The sequence below is a fragment of the Colwellia sp. 5_MG-2023 genome, assembly GCF_030547795.1.
Taxonomy (GTDB): domain Bacteria; phylum Pseudomonadota; class Gammaproteobacteria; order Enterobacterales; family Alteromonadaceae; genus Colwellia.
Genome location: NZ_JAUOPW010000004.1, coordinates 180788 through 206390 on the forward strand (window position 1 = coordinate 180788; position 25603 = coordinate 206390).

25 protein-coding genes are annotated in these 25603 nt (G+C 37.0%); 13 read left to right on the top strand and 12 right to left on the bottom strand.

The features are described from left to right. The first annotated feature begins 49 nt into the window (after nt 1-49). The 7 genes from Q4496_RS05470 (at nt 50) to Q4496_RS05500 (ending at nt 6204) form a co-directional block, all read left to right on the top strand. A complete protein-coding gene (locus tag Q4496_RS05470) occupies nt 50-1270 on the top strand; it encodes an Nramp family divalent metal transporter (RefSeq protein WP_303610032.1) in 1221 nt (406 codons plus the stop codon). A 102-nt stretch (nt 1271-1372) separates the two neighbouring features. Then, nucleotides 1373-2734: a nitrous oxide reductase family maturation protein NosD gene (locus Q4496_RS05475; protein WP_303610033.1), complete on the top strand. Its 1362-nt coding sequence runs from the start codon at nt 1373-1375 to the stop codon at nt 2732-2734. Nucleotides 2735-2756: 22 nt separating this feature from the next. Further along, nucleotides 2757-3704 carry an ABC transporter ATP-binding protein gene (locus Q4496_RS05480; protein ID WP_303610034.1) on the top strand — a complete coding sequence of 316 codons (948 nt, stop codon included), beginning with the start codon at nt 2757-2759 and terminating at the stop codon, nt 3702-3704. Next, complete coding sequence (locus Q4496_RS05485) at nt 3704-4522, top strand: ABC transporter permease (protein WP_215973538.1); 819 nt, start codon at nt 3704-3706, stop codon at nt 4520-4522. The genes Q4496_RS05480 and Q4496_RS05485 overlap by 1 nt, the downstream gene beginning before the upstream one ends. A gap of 41 nt (nt 4523-4563) precedes the next feature. Then, a complete protein-coding gene (locus Q4496_RS05490; protein ID WP_215973539.1) occupies nt 4564-5076 on the top strand; it encodes a nitrous oxide reductase accessory protein NosL in 513 nt (170 codons plus the stop codon). 119 nt (nt 5077-5195) lie between these two features. Then, nucleotides 5196-5738: a DUF4136 domain-containing protein gene (locus tag Q4496_RS05495; protein WP_215973540.1), complete on the top strand. Its 543-nt coding sequence runs from the start codon at nt 5196-5198 to the stop codon at nt 5736-5738. 142 nt (nt 5739-5880) lie between these two features. Continuing rightward, nucleotides 5881-6204 (top strand): ribonuclease E inhibitor RraB, encoded by a 324-nt coding sequence (locus Q4496_RS05500; protein WP_215973541.1) that lies wholly within the window; start codon nt 5881-5883, stop codon nt 6202-6204. 72 nt (nt 6205-6276) lie between these two features. On the opposite strand, the gene Q4496_RS05505 is transcribed toward Q4496_RS05500, so the two are convergent. The 7 genes from Q4496_RS05505 to Q4496_RS05535 all read right to left on the bottom strand — a co-directional run bounded on the left by Q4496_RS05505 (nt 6277) and on the right by Q4496_RS05535 (nt 12264). Then, nucleotides 6277-6933: a trimeric intracellular cation channel family protein gene (locus Q4496_RS05505; protein WP_215973542.1), complete on the bottom strand. Its 657-nt coding sequence runs from the start codon at nt 6931-6933 to the stop codon at nt 6277-6279. A 46-nt stretch (nt 6934-6979) separates the two neighbouring features. Continuing rightward, on the bottom strand, nt 6980-7375 hold the full coding sequence (locus Q4496_RS05510; RefSeq protein ID WP_215973543.1) for a rhodanese-like domain-containing protein: 396 nt from the start codon (nt 7373-7375) through the stop codon (nt 6980-6982). A 241-nt stretch (nt 7376-7616) separates the two neighbouring features. Then, on the bottom strand, nt 7617-8600 hold the full coding sequence (locus Q4496_RS05515; protein ID WP_215973544.1) for a cobalamin biosynthesis protein: 984 nt from the start codon (nt 8598-8600) through the stop codon (nt 7617-7619). Nucleotides 8601-8634: 34 nt separating this feature from the next. After that, on the bottom strand, nt 8635-9348 hold the full coding sequence (gene mtnN, locus Q4496_RS05520; protein WP_215973545.1) for a 5'-methylthioadenosine/S-adenosylhomocysteine nucleosidase: 714 nt from the start codon (nt 9346-9348) through the stop codon (nt 8635-8637). A gap of 241 nt (nt 9349-9589) precedes the next feature. Further along, nucleotides 9590-10237 carry a DUF2726 domain-containing protein gene (locus Q4496_RS05525; protein WP_215973546.1) on the bottom strand — a complete coding sequence of 216 codons (648 nt, stop codon included), beginning with the start codon at nt 10235-10237 and terminating at the stop codon, nt 9590-9592. A 139-nt stretch (nt 10238-10376) separates the two neighbouring features. Then, nucleotides 10377-11021, bottom strand: coding sequence for a dUTP diphosphatase (locus Q4496_RS05530; RefSeq protein WP_215973547.1), 645 nt, complete (start codon nt 11019-11021; stop codon nt 10377-10379). Between the two features lie 205 nt (nt 11022-11226). Then, on the bottom strand, nt 11227-12264 hold the full coding sequence (locus Q4496_RS05535; protein ID WP_303610035.1) for a GlxA family transcriptional regulator: 1038 nt from the start codon (nt 12262-12264) through the stop codon (nt 11227-11229). Between the two features lie 142 nt (nt 12265-12406). Here Q4496_RS05535 and Q4496_RS05540 point away from each other — a divergent pair, with 142 nt between their 5' ends. The 4 genes from Q4496_RS05540 to Q4496_RS05555 all read left to right on the top strand — a co-directional run bounded on the left by Q4496_RS05540 (nt 12407) and on the right by Q4496_RS05555 (nt 17712). After that, nucleotides 12407-14302, top strand: coding sequence for a beta-ketoacyl synthase (locus tag Q4496_RS05540; protein ID WP_303610036.1), 1896 nt, complete (start codon nt 12407-12409; stop codon nt 14300-14302). A gap of 113 nt (nt 14303-14415) precedes the next feature. Then, on the top strand, nt 14416-14754 hold the full coding sequence (locus tag Q4496_RS05545) for a hypothetical protein (protein ID WP_215973550.1): 339 nt from the start codon (nt 14416-14418) through the stop codon (nt 14752-14754). A gap of 152 nt (nt 14755-14906) precedes the next feature. Beyond that, entirely contained in the window at nt 14907-15692 is a 786-nt protein-coding gene (locus Q4496_RS05550; protein ID WP_303610037.1) for a hypothetical protein, read from the top strand. Between the two features lie 76 nt (nt 15693-15768). Further along, nucleotides 15769-17712: a DNA topoisomerase III gene (locus tag Q4496_RS05555; protein ID WP_303610041.1), complete on the top strand. Its 1944-nt coding sequence runs from the start codon at nt 15769-15771 to the stop codon at nt 17710-17712. 257 nt (nt 17713-17969) lie between these two features. Here Q4496_RS05555 and Q4496_RS05560 read toward each other — a convergent pair whose 3' ends face one another. Continuing rightward, on the bottom strand, nt 17970-20225 hold the full coding sequence (locus tag Q4496_RS05560; protein WP_215973552.1) for a xanthine dehydrogenase family protein molybdopterin-binding subunit: 2256 nt from the start codon (nt 20223-20225) through the stop codon (nt 17970-17972). Further along, a complete protein-coding gene (locus tag Q4496_RS05565; protein WP_215973553.1) occupies nt 20222-20719 on the bottom strand; it encodes a (2Fe-2S)-binding protein in 498 nt (165 codons plus the stop codon). Before Q4496_RS05565 ends, Q4496_RS05560 begins: the two co-directional genes overlap by 4 nt. Before the next feature lie 372 nt (nt 20720-21091). Between Q4496_RS05565 and Q4496_RS05570 the strand changes: the two genes are divergently transcribed. Continuing rightward, complete coding sequence (locus Q4496_RS05570) at nt 21092-21376, top strand: MazG nucleotide pyrophosphohydrolase domain-containing protein (RefSeq protein ID WP_215973554.1); 285 nt, start codon at nt 21092-21094, stop codon at nt 21374-21376. Between the two features lie 81 nt (nt 21377-21457). On the opposite strand, the gene speE is transcribed toward Q4496_RS05570, so the two are convergent. Beyond that, nucleotides 21458-22318, bottom strand: coding sequence for a polyamine aminopropyltransferase (gene speE / locus Q4496_RS05575; protein ID WP_215973555.1), 861 nt, complete (start codon nt 22316-22318; stop codon nt 21458-21460). Beyond that, on the bottom strand, nt 22308-23270 hold the full coding sequence (locus tag Q4496_RS05580; protein ID WP_303610038.1) for an adenosylmethionine decarboxylase: 963 nt from the start codon (nt 23268-23270) through the stop codon (nt 22308-22310). The genes speE and Q4496_RS05580 overlap by 11 nt, the downstream gene beginning before the upstream one ends. Nucleotides 23271-23552: 282 nt before the next feature. On the opposite strand from Q4496_RS05580, the gene speB reads away from it, so the two are divergent. Further along, nucleotides 23553-24491 carry an agmatinase gene (speB, locus tag Q4496_RS05585; protein WP_215973557.1) on the top strand — a complete coding sequence of 313 codons (939 nt, stop codon included), beginning with the start codon at nt 23553-23555 and terminating at the stop codon, nt 24489-24491. A gap of 127 nt (nt 24492-24618) precedes the next feature. On the opposite strand, the gene Q4496_RS05590 is transcribed toward speB, so the two are convergent. Beyond that, entirely contained in the window at nt 24619-25287 is a 669-nt protein-coding gene (locus Q4496_RS05590; RefSeq protein WP_215973558.1) for an OmpA family protein, read from the bottom strand. Nucleotides 25288-25603: the final 316 nt, after the last annotated feature.

Here is a 25603-nt window from a genome sequence, read left to right on the forward strand (position 1 = left end):
ATAATAAGTATGCTGTGATCAAAATAAATAACAAAGATCATGAATAACAATGAAACTTCCTCAAATCGGTCCTGCATTTTTAGTCACCGCTGCCTTTATTGGCCCAGGCACAGTTATTACCGCTTCTATTGCGGGTGCTGATTATGGCTTCGCTTTATTATGGGCATTGCTATTTTCAGTCCTTGCGACGTTAATTTTACAAGAAATGACCGCTCGTTTGGGTATCGTTACCCAAAAAGGTTTAGGTGAGAATATCCGTCAAGCGTGTACAAATCCTTTATTAAGAGGCTTGGCTATTGCCTTGGTTTTGTCTGCTATTGTGGTGGGTAACAGTGCTTATCAAAGTGGTAATATTTCTGGTGCTAGCTTAGGGCTGGTAGGGATTTTTGAAGACATGGGTGTAAAATTTAGTTCTGCTCAAACAGTGTTTTCAATTCTCATTGGTGCTATTGCCTTTTTCTTATTAATTTCAGGTAGCTATAAACTTATTGAAACAGCACTTATTTTGTTAGTGTCAATAATGAGTTTAGCGTTCATTATCACCTTTTTGTTAACAAAACCCGATGTGATGGTGTTATTGTCAGGTTTATTTAAACCAATTATACCTGATGGTGCTACATTAACTGTGATTGCGTTAATTGGTTCAACTATTGTGCCCTACAATTTATTCTTACATGCTTCAAGTGTGAGTAAAAAATGGCAGTCCATTGCTGACTTACCGCAAGCGAGAAAAGATTTGTATATCTCACTTCCGCTTGGTGGCTTAATTTCTATGGCTATTCTATCTACAGCCGCCACTGCTTTTTTTGGTTCGCAGGTCTCAATCACGTCAGCAGCCGATATAGCACCGGCATTAAAGCCCTTGTTTGGTGATATGGCGAGTATTTTTATTGGTATTGGACTGTTTGCTTCTGGAATTTCGTCAGCAGTTACCGCGCCATTAGCGGCAGCCTTTGCCTTGAGCGGGATTTTAAATTCGAGTAAGGATTTACACTCTAATAGCTTTAAAGCTATTTGGATAGTGGTACTATTTTTAGGAGTACTAGGCTCTAGCTTAGGTTATAAGCCAATTGCCGTAATTTGGTTTGCACAAATAGCCAATGGTATTTTACTTCCTATAGTGACAATTTTTTTATTATGGATAATGAATACTAAGGTGCTCGGCGAGCATAAAAACAATATTTGGCAAAATACCCTTGGGGCAATCGTTGTTCTTGTTTCATTACTATTAAGTGGTCGAAGCTTAATGTCAGCGTTTGGTTTTTTATAAAAATTTAGAGCAGTAATTTGTCGGTTCTTTATTTAAGATCAACAGCTAATTAGTTATAAATGTTATGCTATTAACATATGAAAACTCAGTGAAGAGCTCACCTTGCTAGGCTTTAAAAAAAGACCATCGTTCTTGCTAGTACTACTATTGGTTATAGCTAGCTATAACCAATATACCTTTGCCAAAGTAACGCCTGTAACGGTAAATGACGATTTACAAAAAGTGCTTAATGCCAGTCAAGATGGTGATGTTATTACCTTGTCGGCTGGGAAATACCTAGGTAACTTTATTATTGCTAAACAAATTACCTTGCGTGGCGAAAACGGAACCGTCATTGACGCTCAAGGCCACGGACATGGGCTTGTACTAAAAAATTCTTATATCACCATTGATAGCCTAAATATTATTAATTGGGGGGCTGATCTTGATAAAGAAAATTCAGGTATTTACGTTAATAACCAAAGAATCAATGAAAGAGCTGTGGGCTTAGTTATTAAAAATAATAGTTTGTCAGGAGATGGCTTTGGGATTTGGCTCAATCATGCGACTAAGGCAACGATAGTTAATAATAAAGTGAATGGTAATTTATCATTACCTTCCGCTAAAAGAGGTAATGGCATACAAGCGACTAATATAACTCATAGTCATATTGTTAATAATGACGTCTCTGAAGTACGTGATGGCATTTATGTTATCGCGAGTCAGCATAATCTAATAGAAAAAAACACTGTGCATAACCTACGTTATGGTATTCATTACATGAATTCTAACGATAATGTCGTGAAGGATAATACTGCTTACAACACTCGGGCAGGTTATGCTTTAATGAGCTCTAGTCGTTTAACGGTTACAGGTAATAAAGTCACCAGCAGTGAAGATTACGGGTTTTTATTAAATTTCTTGGATGAATCTATTCTTAGTGATAATTACATCAAAAATGTATGGACTAAGCCTGAAAATGTAATGGCAGGGCGCGCCGGTAAAGGTTTTTTTGTTTATAACTCAAGTGCTAACGTATTAGAGAATAATACTGTTGATACCACCGAAATAGGCATTCATTTAACGGCAGGTTCAGAAAACATGCAAGTTTATGGCAACAATTTTATTAATAATCCAACACCTGTGAAGTATGTATCGAATACCGAACAAGAATGGAGTAAAGACGGTCGTGGTAATTACTGGAGTAGCTATCTTGGCTGGGATATAGATAAAGACGGCATCGGTGATACTATTTTTGAGCCTAATGACGGTATTGATCAATTAGTATGGCAATACCCAGAAATGAAAATGATAATGGATAGCCCTGCTATCGTAATTTTACGTTGGGTACAAAAACAATTTCCAGTCTTAAAGTCACCGGGAGTCACCGATAGTTACCCATTAATGAAGCCTTATTTTTATCAAGAAAAACCGAGTGATAATTCATTATCCGTTAATCAGTTAACGCCAAGGACTGTTCAATAATGACAAGCATAGGAAAGGTAATATGAGCTCCCCGCTAGTTTCATTAGTTGAAGCAGGAAAGTCTTATGGCCAACTTAACGCATTAAACGCGATAAATATGTCGTTGAATGAAGGCGAAGTGCTTGGCTTGTTTGGTCATAATGGTGCTGGTAAAACGACTATGATGAAGCTTATTCTTGGTGTTATTTCACCAAGCTATGGCAAAGTAGAAGTGATGGGAATGGCACCTGATTTAAAAGAAGCTTGGCATTGTCGAAATAAGGTAGGATATTTACCTGAAAATGTTAGTTTTTATGAGCAGTTAACAGGGCTAGAAGTACTGACTTATTTTGTTAAGTTAAAAAGCCCTACCAACAAAGATAGTAGAAAGCAGGCAATAGATTTATTAGAGCAAGTAGGCATTACTGAAGCAATACACCGTCAGGTAAAAACATACTCAAAGGGCATGCGTCAAAGGCTTGGATTAGCGCAAGCATTTATCAATAGACCAAAGCTTTTGCTGTTAGATGAACCAACGGTTGGCCTTGATCCCGTCGCTACTCAAGACTTCTATAAAACAGTGGACCAACTTAAGTCGACTGGCAGCAGTGTTATCTTATGTTCTCATGTACTGCCAGGTGTAGAACAGCATATTGACCGAGCAATGATTTTATCTTCTGGAAAGCTACTCGCTCTAGGAACATTGCAAGCATTACGTAAGCAAGCTGAGCTACCTGTTATTATTAAGTCGTCGGGAATAAATCACGCTATTGCTCAAAACAGTCATTTAACACAGTACGTAAGTGATGTTTACTCTAATACACTGAAAGTACCAGCGCATGAAAAAATAAAGGTATTAAAGCAGTTAATTAACATGGAAGGACTTAAGGATATTGAAATAGAATCAGCAAATTTAGAACAAGTATATCAGCACTTTATTTCAGTGCATGAGCTCACATTAAAGGCAAAAGATAATGGAGCACCGAGTTAATGCATCAAATATTTACGGTGGCCAATAAGGAGTTTCATGATGGCCTCAGAAACCGTTGGTTGGTTGCTATAACGCTAATTTTTGCGCTATTGTCTACTGGCTTAACTTACTTTGGCGCTGCAGCATCGGGTGCCGTTGGGGTTGCTTCGTTATCAACCACGCTTGCTAGTTTAGCAAGCCTGAGCGCCTTGCTTATCCCGTTAATTGCCTTGTTATTAAGTTATGACAGCTTCGTTGGCGAGCAAGAAAGCGGTACTCTACTTTTATTACTCACTTATCCGTTAAGTAAAAGCCAATTATTACTTGGTAAGTTTATTGGCCAAGGTGGAATTATAACCCTCGCTATCCTCGTGGGTTTTGGTGTTCCAGCTATGATTTTATATGGGCAACTGGGTGATTTAAATATATTGAATACCTTTGGCTTATTTATTATCAGCGCTACTTTATTAGGCCTAAGTTTTACCGCTATTTCTTATGTTATCAGTCTTTCTGTGGCAGAAAAGTCAAAAGCTGTCGGCTTTTCCTTGATGACTTGGTTCTTATTTTCTCTCGCTTTTGACCTTGTTTTGCTTGCTTTATTAGTGGGAGTTGAAGAAGCGATAACACCACAAGGTTTAATACAATTATTGATGTTAAACCCAACGGATATTTTTCGTCTTGTGAATTTTATCGGCCTAGATAATCGTAATGTTAGTGGTGTGCTATCTATTGCTACTAATGCCAGTTTATCTTACACATCATTATTTTTAGCGTTAATTGCTTGGGTTATTATTCCTTTAGCATTAGCTATATTTATTTTTAAGAAAAAGACACTTTAACTAGGGTTGTTAATAATCCTTATTTACTGAGAATATTGACCATGAAACAGTACAAACTATTGGCGTTAATTACAGCGCTCACACTAACTACTCCTTTGGTGATGTCTTGCTCTGATAATTCAGACCAACAAAAAGTTATACACCAAGCAGTCGCGATGGAATCAAGTGATGAATGCCATTTATGTGGCATGCTTATTACACGATTTGACGGCCCTAAAGGTGAAGTTTTTCGTAAAGAGCAAGACGATAAAGTTTTTAAATTCTGCTCTACGCAAGATATGTTTAGCTATTATTTAGATCCAGAAAACACCCGTAATGTTGCTCAGATGTTAGTACATGACATGAGTAAAATGCCATGGGGCAGTGACAGTATTAATGATAAATATTTTATTGATGCCAAAACTGCATGGTATGTAGCTGGTTCAGACAAAATGGGGGCAATGGGGAAAACCTTAGCTAGCTTTAGCCAGAAAGCTGATGCGGAAGCTTTTGCCAAAGAGTTTGGTGGGCAAGTAAATAGTTTTGAAGATATTAACCTGAATACGTTAATGTAATATCAATTATTATATTAGAATCCCCGTATTTATGTTTTATTAAATAAATCACTGCTTTATAGTTATTGAAGAACTTGCTAGGCTAAGGCAAGTTCTTTTATGTATAGCTCTCGAATAGTATGTTCAAAACACTCATTATCATCACTCTTTTAACTTTTCTTATTGCTTGTTCAAGTATGAAAGAAGCGGGGGTGGTTTATCATGATGGTTTTGATTTTTCGTCAGTGAAAAGTTATAGCCTTTATGATCGAAACTCTACTTTCACTGAAGCACAGGGTTTATTAGACACTCGTCGTAACGCTATTGAAATTGCTATTGAACGTTCTATGGCGGAACAAAATTTTAATTATGCTGAGCTTGATGAAACTGATTTAATTGTTACTTATCATGTTGTTAGTGGTAGTCGTAAAGATTACGCTAAATATAATGAAGTCGTACGTTTTTGTACTTTCTGTTTACAGGCAACAACGTGGAAAACAGATCAACAATATTCAGCCATTCGTCGAGGAAGTTTAATTGTAGATTTGGTAGACCCTAAGCAAGGGCGCTCTGTATGGCGCAGTGTGTATAGTTTAGATTTAGAAGATAGAGAAAATAGCGCAGAGACTAATGATAGAATAAAACAAGCTATTTCAGCTATGCTGGCAAAATATCCGCGCTAGCTTAATTGTTTGTCGATACTCTTCTCTTTAAGGGATTAGGTTTAATATATTTTTCAAAAAACTATTCAATTTGCTATTCCCTGTTTATAATATCGACATTGATTTACACCTCCCACTAATGCCTAAAAAGCAGAGTAAAACTATGAATTTCCCCAATGATGAAACAGGTCAACTACTAGCAGAAATGCAAGAAGCAGGCATTAATCTTGAAATGACTCACGATGTTGTTTTTTTTCATTTATTTGAGCAAGAAGCCCAAGCACATGCAATGGCTGATTATATTAAAGAAAATATGAGCGGTGTAATCGTTAATGTTCATCCTGATGAAACACCTAATGTTTGGGATGTTGATTGTACAATACAGTTAGTACCAAGTTATGAAGCAATAGTTAAGCAAGAAAGTGAATTTGAAGCACTAGCAACTAAGTTTTCAGGTTATAACGATGGCTGGGGTGTTGAAGCGTAAGCTACCAATATTAAGGAGGAAACCTGAACCCTGTTTCCTCTGTTCTTCTAAGTTACTCTATTGCTAGAGAGTTTACTGGCCTTCCTTTTTTATATCTTCTTTCTCGGCAGGCTCTTTTTCTATAATATCAAATGCAGGTAGAGATACACGCCAATAAATAGCAGCCAACCTCACTAACAACGCACCTAAAATAGCCACTACAATAGCTTCATCTTCGGGCCAACCTTGTAAGTGAAATATAACAAATAAACCACCACCTAGCATGGCGGCTAAAGCATATATCTCTTTACTTAATATCATTGGAATAACATTACATAAAATATCACGAATCATACCGCCAGCGACACCCGTAATAGTCCCCAATACTATAGCGACAGATAAAGGCGCACCTAATGCAATTGACTTTTGTGTCCCTAATACAGCAAAGAGTGCTAAGCCAAAAGCATCAGCAATCAGTAAAAAACGTTTAGGGATACGCTTAGGTTGTCGAATTAATACAATGGTAAGTAGCGCAGTGGCCAAAACTACAAAAAGGTAATGAGTTTCAACGACCCAAAATATAGGGGTTTGTAAAATAGTATCTCGAATGGTGCCACCACCAACCGCAGTAACGAAAGCCAGCACAATGACACCAAAAGGGTCTAATTTATATCGGCCTGCCATTAATGCGCCAGAAAGCGCAAATACAACAATGCCAAATATATTTAAGTAGTAGAGTAGTTCAGTCATGAGAGGGGGGATTACTTTAATAGAGCTTATTGTAATAATTATATTTTTATTTCACACTGACGACAGGTAACTTAGCTTCAAGCCAGCCATTCATATCACCAGTTAAATGTTGTAGATTCGAAAAACCATTTTTAGCTAAAACATCGATAGCAATAGCGGTACGACGACCAGAGCGACAATAAATGACAATATTACTGTTCTTATGTTGTGCTAATTGTGCTAGGTTTTCTTCAATAGTGTCATGGCTAATATTAATGGCACCAGCAACATGGCCAGCGTTATATTCCGCTTTAGTACGTACATCTAATAAGACAATACTATTTTGAGGGGAATTAAGCGCTGCTAACAAACTTTGCTGAGAAATTTGTGGTGCTTCACTTGCCAATACTGCCGTAGTGAAAAGGCTAAGTGTTAATGCTAATATTTTTATCACTCTAAACATAGTTTTTCCCTTAGTCGTAATTAATCTGTTTATTAATTATCTCTAATCTACTTGATTCTATGGCATTAGTCACCTGGAATTAGTTATGCTCACCTAGCTAATCATGACCCCTCAGTCAGAATAGTTACTTATCATCCTGAACAACAACTTCATGGGATTCAGTATTACGTGTCCTGCGGCATGACTGGGTTAGTGACCTACGGAACTATGAGGCTGACGGTCTAAGTAATGACAAGCGAGCTTATATATTTGATGCAATATATTCAATAGCAATAGCGACAAAGATCATTAAAAATAGACTGACAAAAATCATGTTATTAATCTTTTTACTCGCATAAATAATATCAGCAATTTGTGGTTGTCTGGCTCTATCATTAAAGCTAATTTTGCGTAATTTTTCAGGGGAGTTTTTTTTATCATCATACATGGCAACACCCCCCAGTTTTATTGATAAATTTAGTGATAATAATAGCAAAGCAACATTGTTATTTAATTGAAAAAAATGCTTTCGACTTAAATTCCAAAAAAGAATACAGTTATTTCCTATACTCGAAAGTAGTAATAATGATGAGAATATTCTTACCGGTAACCACATGGTAAGATTTGCAAGGTGTTTACTGTAAATACCAAAGTGCTTGTGTATTATTAGTTTAGTGTTCCAGCAATAATGCATTTCCAGTAGCAGTCGATAACAAAGCGCCATTAATGGACCTAGCGTCATAAATATAAAAGCTACGGCATATCCTTGTTGTAAGCTGCGTAATAACTGCATTTCGATACACGCTTTACTTAAGCCTAAGCTGGATAAAGGCTCTGTCTCTCTTAACACCCAAGGCTTTAATGTTTGTTTTGCGAGATAGTTTTGTTTCGCCGTTAACGCTTGTGCGATGTCCTTACTTGCTTTGGTTATTTCAAATGAACCTATAGCAATATACAGCAGTAGCACTTGCCATAGAAAATCAACTTCAACGAAAGATTCGAACAGCCACAAAATGATAATAATAGGTGGTAAGGTAACTACTATTGCAATTAAGCCTGCTATCGTTTGTTGATTAGGAGAGTTTGTTGGGTTATTGACTTTATCGCTCAGTTTTTGGCAATAAAATTGAAAAAATCGTAGAGGCTCATGATGAGAAAAATGACTAATGATCGCTTTACTTAATATTACGGCTAATAATATTAGTAGTTGATAGCTAAAAGAAGACAGTTCAGTTAAGTTAGTCATTTTTCATTCACTTATGTTTTTTTAGATAGAATATTTATAAACTTAACGCTTGTCCTTTAAGCGCATTCAACATATTTATTACTAGAGTTGAAGAATTAACTGAAGCAGTTTCTAAATATTCATCAAAAGAGGTTGGAGACTCTTTTCCGGCAATATCAGATAGCGAACGGATGATCACAAACGGCGTTTTAAATTGATGACAAGTCTGGGCGATAGCCGCACCTTCCATTTCAACAGCAGCCATTGTAGGAAAGTTAGCACGAGCTTTAGCGATATCATCGTCTTTCGTCATAAACGTATCACCCGTGGTAATTAACCCAACCATAGCTTGAATATTATCAAGTTGAGCAATACCTTTTTTAGCGGCTTCTACCAAAGTAGCATCAGGAATATAAGCGGCAGGATTTGCTGGCAATTGTCCTATCTCATAACCGAAAGCAGTAACATCAACATCGTGATAGCGTACTTCTGAACTTACAACAATATCACCGACTTTAAGCTTGGCGTCAAAGCCTCCGGCAGAGCCAGTATTCACTACATAATCAGGTTGAAATTTATCAATAAGTATGGCGGTGGCTAAAGCTGCTGCTACTTTACCAATACCTGATTGGACAATAACAACGTCATTGTTATTTAGTTGCCCGCAATAAAATGTATAACCTGCATGGGTGCTCGTTTCACAGTTCACTAGTTTTTCTTTTAAAATAGCTACTTCTGGCTCCATTGCGCCGATAATACCTGCTTTCATGTTTTTCTCTTTAGCTTATTAATTTATCAAGGATTATAACTTGGCTTGAAGAAAAAAGTTAGTTTATATTCATTTAGCGAAGTAGGGGATTAATAGGGAGTAAAAACGCCGTGGGGTATGATTATGTGATAAGCATAAACTTATTTTTACTGTCAACGAGTAAACTGAAAATAAAAAAACCAGTAATATGTTAATTTACTGGTTTTAGGTTTTCTGTTGGCTGGATTTTTATTTCAATTTATTAATGCGGCAGTGCTGCTACATTTTGCTCTGTTAGTCGACCATTAGTATGAGGTGATAATTCTGCTCGTGCCGCCGTAGGGCTTAATGCGCCTGAACTTTTACGCGCTTTTAGCATAGGAGCTGGTATATTGACGCCTTTAACTTTAGGTAATGGTGATTTGTTACCAAGTAAACGAGAGTTAATACATGCACGAATTTCATCTAATGTATAATTAGCTTTCACCTTAATTCTTAAATGTGGAATGGAAGCTGCTTCAAGTGCGCCACTAACAAACCAGTCTTTTTTAACTTTGTAACCACGACCTTGTGTATCTACTAAATCTACTGCACCCAATAGTTTCATAGAAGAGCGTTCACAAATAATAAAGTCTAAATATTTTCCTTCAGCATTGGCGGCAGCTTTTTGACTAGCTCTCTCAGAGACACCATTACGTATGGTTATTATGTCAGATAGCTTTACACGATTAAGTATACGGTATTTGGGACCCATTGCTTGTTCTAGTAAGTTTTGAAAGTTTTTTTCTGCGGCAGTAAAAACTGACGGTTTACTATCAAAGGGAAAGGGGAAGCTGTTGTCATTTAATCGACTTGCTAATACCGCAACGATGACAATAAGGCTAATTAAAGCAAATAAAATAAGTTCCATAAACATCTCCGGCAATTCAAATTCTTGACGCTTTACTTGTTTTAATAAATAAAGCGCATACTTAATGCTAATTAAGCAGAATTTGTGCCAGAAATATAAAGGTTAAACTTTAAAGTTTTTAGTGTGATTTAGAGGGTGACTAATTGGGGTATTTTTCTTCTAATGCTGCATATAATTGTTGTTGAAAGTCACTTGCTGTAGCATCAAGCGTATTGACTAAATTTGCTAATACTTCATTGTCTTCTTCACCGTGCCAAATCTTAATATAGCTACCTTCTTTATAGCCATGATCTTGACGGAAGAAATTTAGCGTGTTTTTACCTACGTATTGACGGAATAACTCATCTAGGTCCATATTCATTAATGACATACAGTCAGCTAATGCTTTGGCGTCAAATGATTTTTCAGTTACAGCTGCAGATGCTAAATTTTCTAAAGCTATTTTGAAGTCATTCTCGCCAGTACCTTGGTGTAATTCTTTAGCCAGTTTTGCCGAAATTTTTTCAACGCTAGCGCCGCTCATTAAGCGTAAGCTTAAACCAAAGTGAAAAATATCAACTAATTCAAGCTGAACTTGAGCAATGTCAATTTCTTGATGTTTCCACCACTTCCAGCCATGGTGATCTAGCATTTCAGCACATTCAACCCAAATAGCGCGATACCATTCGTAACCATTGCTACGCCATGTTTCGCTTACTCGTGAATTCATAGCATCTTGCATTGTTAACATTTGATTGATTTGCTTTTGCGCAATCGACAAAGCAGTAGATAATTGTTCGCTCATTTTCTTCTCTGATAATTAAAGGATCATAGCTATTTTGCCGTAGCTAATAAATAGTAGCAATAGTATTGATAGATTTATCTTGTTTAATAACAGCTTCATTAATTAAGTGAACAATTTTATACTTTAATAACAATGTGTTGAAAAATTTAACTTTGTTCTCTTATGCTTAATGTAAAAAAACACGGCAATGAATAGCAGTATATTTTTATGATTGGCTAAACAGTTTTTTTCTAACCATCGCACGATAATCTTTTGGTGTTAATGATAAATTTTGTTTAAATAAGCGAGTTAAATGCCCTTGATCTTGATAACCAACATGGTAAGAAACCTCTTGTATAGATAGGTTACTCGATGCAAGTAAATCTTTAGCGGCTTCTATTCTTAGCTGTTGCCAATATTCTGTTGCACGCATCCCTGTTGCTGCTTTGAAGCGGCGAGTAAATGAACGCTGGCTTAAACCAAATTGCTCAGCTAGCTCGGCTAAACTCAGTTCACTACTTAAATTAGTACGCAACCAAAACTGTATTTGTGCAATTAATTCATCGGCATGTCGATCAACAGCGCCCTCTAAATATCGTTGCTCTTCATAAGGTTTTCTAATTTCATGGGAAAAGTTGCTTTCAACATTTTGTGCTGCAGCTCTACCATACGTTTGGCGAATAATGTGAACTATAATATCAGCTAATGCGTTTAAACTTGCGGCACAATAAATACGCTCAGATTGGGTAATAAAAAAATCAGGTTTAATGAAAACCTTTGGATAATCTCGCTTGAATTGTTCCACGTAATGCCAGTGTGTTGTGGCACTATGATCATCAAGCAAGCCCGATTCAGCCAAAAAACAAACCCCTGTACCTACACCTAGTAATGTTGAACCTTGTTGCCAGCAATGTTTAAGCCAAGCAATGAGCTTTTCATGTTTTCTTAATATTGGTCTAGGGTTACGCCATAAACTTGGTATGAGAATTATATCGGGTACGTAATCTTTATCGTTAGGTAAATCAGTTAGCGCAATATCAGGTAATAACTGAATACCTGCACGCGAGGTAACCGTTTTGTTTTCTTGACTAACGAGTTGTGTTGTAAGCTTTGTTGTTGATTTATCATATCGACGAGCAAATGCTTCCCCTGCCAGTAGCATTTCAAGAGGTAAAGTCAGACCTGTTGCTAGTACATGTTGATAAATCACTAAACTTACTTTTAACTCGCCTGATTTTTCATCACCACTACTTTCAATAGACATGCCAATATCCAAATATTATTTTGGCCATTATGGCATATTTTGTGGCCTTTTAAACACATTAATATTTTACTCTTCGCTATAAAATAACGCCATAAGATTGGTTACTTCTCGTTACTCTATTATCGTATCAAAGGTTATTTACATGACATCATTACCCGTAGTTATTGGCATGGGTGGTATTAATGCCGCTGGCCGTACATCTTTTCATCAAGGTTTTCGCCGTATTGTTATTGATAAAATTAATGCGCAGGCGCGTGAAGAAACGTTTGTGGGATTAGCTAGCTTAATGAAGTTAGTGTCGATGAAGGATGGTCAATTAGTCGATCAAGCCGGAAATATTATTGCTGTAAATGAAATAGAGGCTAAATTTGGACAACAAATTCTTGATGGAACATTAATTAGAAAAATTGAAAAGAATCATTTTGATGTTGATGCAACGCATTGGCATCAAAAAATGCACGTACAGCCTACGGATAAAAACATATCTTTTGAGTTGCGTGCCAAAGAATTACCTCAGCCATTACCACATACCTGGTTAGTAACGGACATAGGTGAAGGTAAAGTAAGTGTTGAGATTCCTGAAGAATTAGTTATTACTCATGATGCATATCGCGATAACCCTATTAAAGCAGCAGGGCAAATGCCGACAGGTTTTGATCCCGGCGTACTTTATAACAGCCGTTACCAACCGCGAGGATTACAAGCAACTATTTTTGCTGCTACTGATGCGATTCGTTCAACAGGCATTGAATGGGATGCTATTTTGAATAAAATTAGCCCTGATCAAGTAGGAACCTATTCGGCTTCTGTTGTTGGGCAAATGCAGCAAGAAGGTTTAGGTGGTTTATTAAAAAGTCGCTTGTCAGGCTCAAGAGTTAGCACTAAACAGTTGGCGTTAGGACTAAATACTATGTCAACTGACTTTATTAATGCTTATGTTACAGGCAATGTTGGCACCACTTTTTCTTCATCAGGTGCTTGCGCTACTTTCCTTTATAATTTACGAACAGCAGTACAGGATATACAAGCAGGTAGAGTACGTGTTGCTGTTGTTGGTAGCGCGGAAGCACCTATTACACCTGAAGTTATAGAAGGCTTTGGCAATATGAGCGCTTTGGCTAATGAACAAGGTTTAAAGAAATTAGATCAAAGCGAGACAGTCGATCATCGCCGTACTAGTCGCCCATTTGGTAATAATTGTGGTTTTACTATTGGTGAAGCAGCACAGTTTGTTGTGCTGATGGATGATGAGCTTGCGCTTGAAATGGGGGCTAAAGTATTAGCTTCAGTTGCAGATGTTTTTGTTAATGCTGATGGTTATAAAAAGTCGATCACAGCACCGGGTCCTGGTAACTATATTACTATGGCAAAATCAGTTGCATTAGCGCAACATATTCTTGGTAAAGAGTCATTGCAAGAACGTAGTTTTATTTTGGCACATGGCTCAAGTACACCACAAAACCGCATTACAGAATCATTGATTTATGATCGTATTGCGACAAGTTTTGATATTAATAATTGGCCTGTAGCCGCTCCTAAGGCTTTTGTTGGCCATACTATCGGGCCTGCAAGTGGTGATCAAATGGCGATGGCATTAGGTATTTTTAGTGACAATATTATGCCTGGTATTACTACAATTGATAAAGTCGCTGACGATGTTCATAGTGATCGTTTAAACATTGCTGTTGAGCATTGGGATTGTGGTGAGATGGATACTGCTTTTATTAATTCAAAAGGCTTTGGCGGTAATAATGCTACCGCAGTAGTCTTGTCACCGAAAGTTACCATAGCAATGATGAAAAAACGTTATGGCGAGAAAGCTATGGACGAATACGAACAGAAGCTAGTGCTTGTTGAACAAGCTCAAAATGAATATCGTCAACGTGCCAACAAAGGTGAGTTTGATGTTATTTATAAATTTGGCGAAGGTTTAGTTGATGAAAACGAAATTGAAATTAGTGATAGCAGTTTAAATTTTAAAGAATTTAAAAATGAAATTTCTTTACCTGCAGAAAACCCATTTGCTGATATGATGTAATACAGCATAGATAACCTGAAGTCGGTTTAAGATATTTTTAACTGACAAATAAAGAGCAGCTACGGCTGCTTTTTTTGTTTAAATAATTTGGTACATCTTACCAAGGTAAAATAATGAAAAAATCAATAAAGGCAGCACTGTTATCAGCACTCATTTACCCGGGAGCAGGACATTTTTTTCTTAAAAAATCACGAGTAGGGGTTATTTTTGCAGGTGCTTTCTCTATACCTTTATATTTTGTTATTAGTGAAATTTTCGCTAAAGCAGAGAAAATTGTCGACCAAATTACCCGTGGAGAAATAGCTTTAGACCCAGCGGCTATCTCAGTATCGTTATCTAATTCAATGTCTGGTGTTGAAGGGCAAGCATTAGATATGAATATCTATGTGTTAATTATTGTTTGGGGAATTGCGATAATCGACTCATATCGATTAGGTATTACAAAAAAATAATGTTATTAAGCTGAACTAAATTAAATACATAGAGTCTATATAACACTTAATGTAGAACGGTATTATAGTATTTGTTATTAGATGGATTGGTAATAAAAGGAAGCATTGTAAAGCAAGGGGCAATGAAAGGCTCTAGTGTTACAGGAGTGCTATTGAAAAAACATTCTCTTGTTATTTTTTTATCGTTGCTGGTGCACATAGTACTGCTGTTGTTATTGCTTTTTATCACTGAATCAAAACAAGCGAAACAAGTTAATATCACTCATAAAGCGATTAAAAGCTACCTATATAAAATGCCCGCTAAAGTAGCGATTAATAAACCTACTTTAGTTAAAGAAATACCTGACGATATCAAAACAGTTGACTCGGATAAATTAGCCAAAACCGAAAAAAAACAAAACCAACAACAAAGCCCTATAACAGAAACCACTACTGATAAGCCAATAACACAGAAAGTTAATCCAGCAACAAACATGTCACTAATAAATGACTCAAGTAAAATAGAGCCTTTAGTTAAGCCGCCAATATCCTCAAAATTAACGCCGGAAAAAAAAGCGTCTGCTCAATCTTCTTTTTCAAGTTATCAACAACTTAAAGATTTACGAACGTCACTTAATAACAAAATACTTCAGCAAAGCTTTTCTGACTTACAACAATTTCGATCGCCTTCAATAATGCATGGTGAGCAAATACCGGTTCCTCATTCGGATAAGCAATTAAGTGAAGAAGAAATACGACAAAAAAGTACAGCACGAATGTCGAATGATATTTCAATCACTAAGAATGCTAATGGCACTTGTACAATAACAAGAGAACAATTTCTTGGTAGCCCAGTAGAAGCATCCACCTCAGGATTTTTTTGTGGCGAAAGCAAATTTGATAAAAGTTTCCGTGAACATATGAAAAAAGTACAAGATAAAATAATGCCTAGCAGGTAACTTTAATAAATAACTGTACACAAATACAGTAGATGAGTTATATTTAATAAATAATTTGATTACATCTACCTTATATTTGAAATTATATATTGCTGAAAAGCCTAGTTTAGGACGAGCTATTGCCGCAGCACTTCCTAAACCTCATAAAAATCATAAGACCCATATAGAAGTTGCTAACGGCGATGTTGTTAGTTGGTGCGTAGGACATATTTTAGAACAAGCAGATCCTCAAGATTACGATGATCGATTTAAAAAGTGGTCTATGGAAACATTGCCTATGCTCCCTCAGCAATGGCAATTAAAGCCTATTGCTCGCACGCGTGATCAATTAGCCGCATTACGTAAGCTTGTTAAGCAAGCCGATGATATTATTCACGCGGGTGATCCTGATCGTGAAGGACAGCTATTAGTTGATGAAGTTATTGATTTTTTTAAGGTATCTAAAGCTAAAAAATTAAGAGTTAAACGACTATTAATTAGTGATTTGAATTTACCTGCCGTTAAACGCTCGCTTAACGCCCTTAAAGACAATCAAGACTTCATGCCATTATCAATTTCAGCATTAGCACGTTCACGAGCTGATTGGCTGTATGGTCTTAATTTAACCCGAGCATATACATTGCAAGGGCAAAAGCAGGGTTATAATAGTGTTTTGTCAGTAGGGCGAGTACAAACGCCTGTGTTAGGATTAGTTGTTCGACGTGAACAAGCAATCGCGGAGTTTGTTTCTAAACCTTATTACCAAGTTCTCGCGCATATAGCACTAAGTGCCTTACAAGATAACAATGATTGTTTTACTGTTAAATGGCAACCGAGTGAAGCATGTCAGCAATATTGTGATGAAGAAGGGCGGGTGCTAGTTAAAGGGTTAGCTGAAAATGTTGTTACAAGAATTAATAATCAACCCGCTATTGTAGAAGACATTAAGACAGAACAAAAACAACAAAACCAACCTTTACCCTTTAACTTATCTAGCTTACAAATTTCTGCTGCTAAGCAGTTTTCAATGAACGCAAAGTTAGTGTTAGATGTTTGTCAGACGCTGTATGAAAAACATAAACTGATTACTTATCCACGTTCCGATTGTCGTTATCTTCCTACAGAGCAGTTAAAACAAGCGCCAGCCATTATCAGTATGTTAGCGGATTCTAATTTACCTTGTAATGTTCAAGCACAAAATTCAGATAAAACGATTAAGAGTAATGCGTGGAATGATAAAAAAATCACTGCGCATCATGCCATTATTCCAACAGAAAAATCACCTAATAATATTAATTTGAATTCGTTTGAAAAAAATATTTATTTATTAATTACGCGACAATATTTGGCGCAGTTTTATCCCGTTTATCGATACCAGCAAACTAAATTAGCGGTAAAAATTGCGGGTGGGTTATTCACAACTAGTGCTAAGGTTGAACAGCAACAAGGGTGGAAGGTACTATTTCCTCGGCAAGATAAATCGTCTGAGCCCAAAGATACATTTCTGCCGGCATTAACAAAAGGGCAGGTGTTGCATTGTAAGCGAGGGGAATTAATTGAAAAGCAAACCTCTCCACCAGAGTCTTTTACCGATGCAACCTTGCTAGGCGCGATGACAGGTATTGCTCGTTTTGTTAGTGATGTGAATATTAAAAAAGTATTAAGAGATACCGACGGCTTAGGCACAGATGCTACTCGTGCTGGGATTATTGATTTACTTTTTAAGCGTGATTTTTTACAGCGACAAGGGAAGAAAATTATTGCGACTGATGTGGGCAAAGCACTTGTTAATGCGCTGCCTATTAAAGCAACCTTGCCAGATATGACAGCACAATGGGAGTCAACATTAACGGCTATTTCAGAGAGAAATGCCAGCTATGTCAGTTTTATGGAGCCATTAATTAATACTATTACTGAGATGATTTCAGAGGCGAGCCAACAACCTTTTTCAAATTTACCTAAAGTGGCCTTTAAGCCAAAAAGAAAAGCTGGCGCTAAGCGAAAATTTACTAGAAAACCCGCAATGAAAAAAGTAGGGTGAGACTGTTATACCCGTTTCATTAATTAAATGAACAATTTTATACGTAGAAAAAATTGCTTAATACAAGGTATTTGTTTAATAACTAGTTGTGCTAATTATTAAATAAATAACGATGTCGTTGGTGATTTTAGCAAGTAGAAATGATCACATAACTAGTGAGATTGGTATTAAATATCATTGTTAGGTAACAAGTCGAACAAGAGGTATAAACCGCCTACGTATCTTATGTTAATGTGTAGGCGGTTATACTAATAAGTTTAAGCTTTTAGCTGATTACCTATAGGTAATTGTCTAATGCGTTTACCACATGCGGCAAAAATAGCATTGCATAAAGCTGGAGCGTAAACTGGCGTGGCTGGTTCACCAACACCTGCAGGAGGCGCATCACTAGGAATAATTTCTACCTCTATTTCTAGCGGACAATCATTCATACGTGGCACACGGTAGTCATGAAAATTACTTTGCTGTACACGACCTTTATCGAAAGTAATGCCTTCGCTGATCGCTGCTGTAATCCCATAAATAGAGCCACCTTGCACTTGATTTTTCACGGTGTCGGTATTCACTACCGTGCCAGCGTCAATGCTTGCCCATGATTTAATTATTTTCAAATCACCTTTGTCTGAAACTTCTACTTCAACCACAGTGGCTACATAGGTTAAGAAACTTCTATGCGCTGCTATCCCTAAACCTCGGCCTTTAGGAAGCTTTCTACCCCATTTACTCATTTCAGCGACTTTTTCAATAACATGACGTAATCTACCAATATCTAACGGGTAAACAGCTTTATCACCGCCGTAGTTATCGTATTCAGCATTTTGCTCAGTTACATCAACAATACGATCGGGGCCAATTGTTTCTAGCAAATAGTCTTTTTGATCACGTCCTGCTTTATGTGCGGCTTCCGCAATAAATGACTGAATAGCAAAGGCATGAAATATATTCGATACTGAACGCATCCAACCAATTCTTGCTTTAGCTGGCGCTTCACCATTTTCTAATTTCATATTAGGCGTATTAATAGGGTTATCAGTAAACCCTAAACGTAACTCTGCGCTTAGTGGACTAGTCGCACCTTCCATAAAGGTAGAGGCTAAAGGCGAAAAAGCAGTGCGGTGTAAATAGGCTTCTATCGCACCATTTTTATCTAGTGACGCTTCAATGTGTTGCGCTGAAACTGCATGGTAGAAACCATGTTGTATATCGTCTTCACGCGTCCATTGAACACGAATAGCCTTACCTGTTTTCATCGAAAGGTAAGCGGCTTCTGCTGAAAAATCAGGTTTAGACTTACGTCCAAATCCACCACCTAGCATAGTAACATGGACATTAATTTGCTCTTGTGGCTGGCCTACCATAGCCGCTACTGTTGCCATATCAGCTTGCGGGTTTTGTGTTGCAGCCCAAACGTCGACATGGTCTTTGTAATACATTGCGGTTGCACAAGGCGGCTCCATTGGTGCTTGTGCCAAATGCGGTGCATAGTAATCAGCTACTAGCTTATCACTGTCTTTGACTAGAATACTTGTTGCATCTCCTAGCTCTCGTACTGACGACTGTGACGAAGCCACTGTAGTTAGCAGGCTCTCTTTGAATGCTGCTGAGTTATAGTCACCATTTTTACCGTCTTCCCATGTTACTGTTAATGCTTCGCGTCCTTTCATGGCAGCCCAAGTATTATTGGCAATAATGGCAATACCACCTTTAGGCTGAAACATAGGTGCCCCTTGCGGTGCAGGGATTTCTACTATATCTACAACTCCTTCTATTGCTTTGGCAGCTTTTGCGTCAAAACTTTTAACTTTGCCACCAACAACAGGAGGTCGAACAATCATTGCGATCAGCGCTTTAGGCTCTAGTACATCAGCCGCAAATATTGCTTTTCCGGTTACAATATCTTTTAAATCAATATGTTCCATCGCGGTATTAATGTAACGCCACTCACTACGCTTTTTAAGCGGAATTTTAGCTGTTTCTGGTGGTGTAATATTTAATGCGTCGTTTACTAACTCAGCATAAGTTAATGTTTTCCCAGATGTATGGGTAACAATGTGCTGTTCTGCTGAACATGCGTCTAAAGAGACACCCCAACGCGTAGCCGCGGCTTGTCGCATAAGATGGCGAACACTTGCACCCATTTCACGTAAACGTTGCATATTGTAGCGGATACTGCGTGAACCATCAGTGTTTTGATCACCGTATTTAGGGTCGCCTTTACCCTGAATTACCACCACTTTGTCCCAAGCTGCTTCCATTTCATCAGCAACAATTTGTGCGATTGCAGTACGGATTTGCTGACCCATTTCAGAGCGGTGACAAGTGATTTCAACGATGCCATCAGGACGTAAGGCAATAAATAAATTAGCTGCTTTTGCTGATTCAGATGGTTTAGCAAGTACCCCAGCCATTACTCTAGGGGCTGCTCCTGTAAAACACGTACCAAGTACTAAAGCACCTACTGCGGCACTCGATTTTAAAAAGCGACGACGGGTTAAATCAAAATATTGGCTCATGATTCTTCTCCTGCTTTCTCAGGAACATAATAGGCAACACCGGCCATTGACTTGGATGCAGATTTAATTGCTTTATGTATGCGAGGGTAAGTACCACATCGACAAATATTGCCTGACATGCTCTGTACAATCTCATCATCACTAGGTGAAGGGTTGCTAGCCAGTAAACTAGCCGCTTGCATCATTTGACCGCATTGGCAGAAGCCACATTGCGGCACTTTGTGTTCTATCCAAGCTTGTTGTACAGGATGCTCACCGTTTTCACTTAAACCTTCAATGGTGGTTATTTTTCCACCTGAAACTGCAGAAATAGGTAATGTACATGAGCGCTGTGCCTCACCGTTAATATGAACAGTACACGCACCACATTGGGCCATACCACAGCCAAACTTAGGGCCTGTTAATTGTAACTCATCTCGTAAATACCAGAGTACGGGCGTAGTAGGGTCGCCTGAAAACTTACGAGTTTCACCGTTGACGGTAAACGTAATCATGATTTGCTCTCCATTGTCGTAAGTAAACGATTATACTCCGCTTTGCTTACATTGCTTGATTGATTGTAACTATTGAAGTTTCTAACCGTATAGTACTAAACCTAATATTTAGTGTACTAGCGAATAACCTCTTAAACTTTGTAAGACTTTGTAAGGAATGTTAAATGAGGTTGAGTAAACTAAAGATACGCGTACTTTATCTTTCAGTCAAACTAGGCTTGATTGTTATGTGATAGTGATAAGGTCATCATGAAAGCAACGCTGTAAAATTTACAGGGGCAACGCTAGTATCTTAGTTGTTATAAAACCGATACTGTTGATTTTCTTAATGAGGTATTATTCATTTATTTTACTTTGCTTGGAATAAGAATAATGACAATTAACGATATCGCTAAGAAGAATTATGAATGGGTTGAAGAAATGGGTTGGCATAATAAAACCGTCTTAGAAGCTTTAGCGCTTGTAGCATCGGAAGTTGGCGAAGCAATTAATGAATGTAGAAATGAAAAACCAACAGCAGCTTTTGGAGAAGAGTTAGCCGATATTATTCTTAGAGTGCTCGACATTGCTCATTGGCAAGGAATTGATATTGAAGCAGAAATTAATAATAAAATGCTTATTAATGAACAGCGAGGTACAAGAGGAAGACAGAAATAAAGTGAGCAATACTACTAACAACCATTAATATTTAGGTTAATTATTGTTAGTAGCATCAGTATATTTACAGCTTATTTAGCTTTAATCGTTTTGAATTAAACCTTTAAGCTCTTTTTTTACAAAGTTAGGCAAAGCAAATGCGGCAGTGTGTAATTGGTGGTTGTAATAATCAAACGCTAAACCGCTATCAATAACTCTTTGTGCATCAAAATCATTAATTGGGTGGTGATTTTTGGTGGCAAAGGTGAAGCTCCATAAACCGCCAGGGTAAGTTAAATTACTAAAACTGTATAAAAAGCATTGATCAAAAACGTTATTTAATACTTTTAATAATGACTGTTGAATATCCATGGCATACCAAGAAGACTCTCCCTGTGAAACCACAATACCGTCATCGGTTAAGCAGTTAAAAACGTCTTGATAAAACGCTTCACCAAATAGTGGTTGAGCAGGCCCGATAGGATCTGTGCTATCGACAATGATCACATCAAATTTTTCTGTTGTCTCTTTTACAAATTGTACGCCATCACCAATAATTAAATTAATTTTTGGGTTATCAAGCGCGCTAGCTGTTTGTGGAATATGTTCCTTACAAGCCTCAACAACCATAGCGTCAATTTCCACCATAGTACATTTTTCCACACTGTTATGGCGTATTACTTCGCGTGCAGTACCACCGTCACCACCACCAATCACTAAAACATTCTTAGGATTAGGATGAACAAACAAAGGTAAGTGAGAAATCATATCGTGATAAGCAAATTCATCGCGCTCAGTTACCATGATTAAGCCATCGTTAAGTAGCATTTTTCCATGACCTTTAGTTTCAACAATATCCACTGTTTGAAAGTCACTTTTACCAGAAAATAATACGTTTTCTATTTTAAAACGTAAGCCTAAAAAGTCTGAAAATTTTTCTTCTACCCATAAATCAGAGTGCATGGTTTTCTCCCGTGAGATCGAGCTCTAGTGGTGATGAATATTGTGTTTCGGGTGTAATAAAGCTAGCAAAACAAACGAGGTAACCATTGTCTAGGGTTTTACTCACTAATGAATTACTGATGTATGGGCTGCTAATTTTAGCTGCTACTTTCTTTTCAAATTGAGGATCATTAAAACCAAGTAAATCAAAAGAAGAAGGGCTAAGGATTTCAAGGATTTTTGATGCTATATTCAATAAGTCCATATTTGATTCAAAGCTCACATAGCTACTACCTGCCTGTGGTGTAACATGAATCGTATAGTAGTCTGTACCTTTAATGGCGTTAAGTGAATAACCATAAGGGTTGAAAACAAAATCATCAATTTCAAAACCAGGCAATAAGTCATTAATACAGAAAAACTCTCTGATCTCTTGCTTGCTTAGTCCATGAGTTGTTAGCTTTTTAGAAGCGTGTTCACTTATTTGATAGGCCAATAATTCATAGGTAGTATCATCAGGCTCAGCTTGAAATTCATTATCTTGATGAAATACATAATTATGATGACTATATATTTCACCAAAACGGTATGCTTTACCGGTTAAGTATTTTGATAATAACTTAATGTCATCGCCAAATGAAGTTAATTGCGCATTTGAAAAATACTCATTTTTTCTTTGGTAAGTAACATGAAGAATGTCTTCTGGTTGCGTGTTTTGAATAAAATATTCAATAGAGTTAACTAATTTAGTTACCCCACAGGTTAAAATCAAGAATCGATCATCCCAAACAAACAAGCTAGATTCAGAAAGCAAAAATGCTTTACAGTGCTCATTTTCAACAGAGGATAATATTTGGGCATTACAGCATTCAACAAGTTCTTGCCAAAATGTATTGCTGATATCGTTAAGAAGTGAAAGATTTTGGCTATTCACGACCACTTCAGCTTTTTTTTCTGAGCCTTCAAAAAACAAAAGTAAATCCTTAATATTTGCCTAAAATACTTCAAAATATTTAAAAGAACTAGACATAAAAAATTGCGGCGGTCATTGTACAAATAAAAAATATTTTTTCAATAAATACTTTTTTAATAATTATTAAGTGAAATTTGTACTAATGACATAGTAAAGCTAATAGCTTTGTAGTTAAAAAAACTAGCTTAATGCTAGTGTAAAAATTTACCTATTTTTGTTAAATAAAACTATACTTTTTTCATTTTATTTGGATAATTGGCGAAATTTTTAGGGTTACCTCTTATGAAAAAAATAAAAGAAATTAATATCGACTTAAGCTTACCTGAAATCGAGTTTAGTTGTGCCGAAATAACACCGGCAATATATGCGAATACAACCCATATTGTTGGTTTCGAATTTGACGGTACAGCCTGTTTTCGCAAAGGAACTAAAGCCGGACCTAATGCGTTAAGACTAGTATCCGATGGAATAGAAACCTATTCGCCTTATTTAGATCGTGATATTGAAGATTTTTCTTTTGTGGATTTAGGTAATTTATCTACGGTGCCAAATCAATCAAATCAAAGTGAACATCAAACCATAGAGCTACAATGGCAGCGCGCTACCGATGATTTTTGTACGCTATTTAATGACATTGATTTACCTACCTCAAAAGTACGTACATTAGTGCTAGGTGGTGAGCATTCTATTTCATACGCGCCTATTAAAACCTATTTAGAACAATACCCAAATTTAGTAGTATTGCATTTAGATGCGCACGCCGATTTACGTGATGGGTACCTTGATTTTCATTACTCACACGCATCTATTATTCGCCGAATACTCGACCATTTTGGCGACGAACATCAACTCATACAATACGGTATTCGCTCGGGTACAAAAGAAGAGTATCAGTGGATGCACCAGCATAAAACGATTAAATCATCGCGCCATGATTTTTTAGCCGCTGTTGAAGCTATCGCAGATGATCGTCCTATCTATTTAACATTAGATTTAGACTATTTTGATCCGAGCTTTTTCCCTGGTACAGGAACACCAGAGCCAGGAGGTGAAGATTTTCATTCATTTGTCAGCTTATGCAAAATACTATTTAAAAAGAATTTTGTTGGCTGTGACGTAGTTGAATTGTCACCAGTAATTGATTCTACTGGTAATAGCGATGTATTTGCCGCTAAGGTTGTACGTGAATTGTTAATTTGTTTGAATGAAAGAAACGTTTAATAACGTAAGGTTTAATAAAATAAGGTCTAATAAAGCACTACTTTAATTAACATGCATAAACGACTTATCGCAACCCACATAATAGACTGCTCGTTTCTTATGTGGATTGCTATTAGATCAAAGCTTATTATTCAGCAATCGGCAATAATGTTATTTCTACTCTGCGGTTAAGTTCTTTACCAGCTTCAGTATTGTTATTTGCTACAGGTTGTGTTTCACCAAAACCAATAGATTCAATTCTGTCATTAAGAATACCAGCAGCACTTAGGTAGCCAGACACAGATTGCGCGCGCTGTACTGATAATCGTTGGTTTAGTGCATCAGAACCTGAACTATCTGTATGGCCAGCGACAACGATTAAGGTTTTATCAAACTCTTTTAAAACTAAAACAACAGAATCTAACACTGAATAAAAGTTTTGTTCAATATTCGCTTTGCTAGAAGAAAAAGTAATATTACCCGGCATAATTAAATTTATGTTATTGCCGTCGCGCTCAACACTTACGCCAGAGCCACGTAATTGTTTTCTTAATTCAGCTTCTTGGGTGTCCATGTAGTAGCCAATACCACCACCAATTGCAGCGCCACCGGTTGCGGCTTGTAAAATTCTTCGATTTCGTTTACCAATATCGTCTTCATCTTTGTTAGCTATATAGGCAACTACGGCTGCAACACCAGCACCAATACCAGCACCTTTAGCAGTATTCGTCGTTTTTTCTTCACCTGTGTAAGGGTCGAAAGTTGAACATGCGCTTAACGCTAAGCAAGCAATTAGGGGAAGTGTAAAGTGTTTCATTTTTTTCCTTAAATAATTTATCGGTAAAATGGAATTTTAAAAAAGGTTTGCGAAGATAAACTCGATTAAAGCGCCACTATATTAGCATTATTCTAAAAAGTTATCCTTTATTTGTCCTGAGTGTGGCTTTTCCATTTTGAAACTACAAAGTAAGGTATTACTGTAAAATAATAGCGGTTTACTACGGTTAGTATCGGTGTGAATTCGTTTAAGTAAAGATTTAAATTTCAATTTAAACAATAGGTTAGTGGTTTTGATCTGTTTTTCTAGCTAGCTGCACTTGTGGATTTTTTATTGTAATAAGTGCTAACGATAG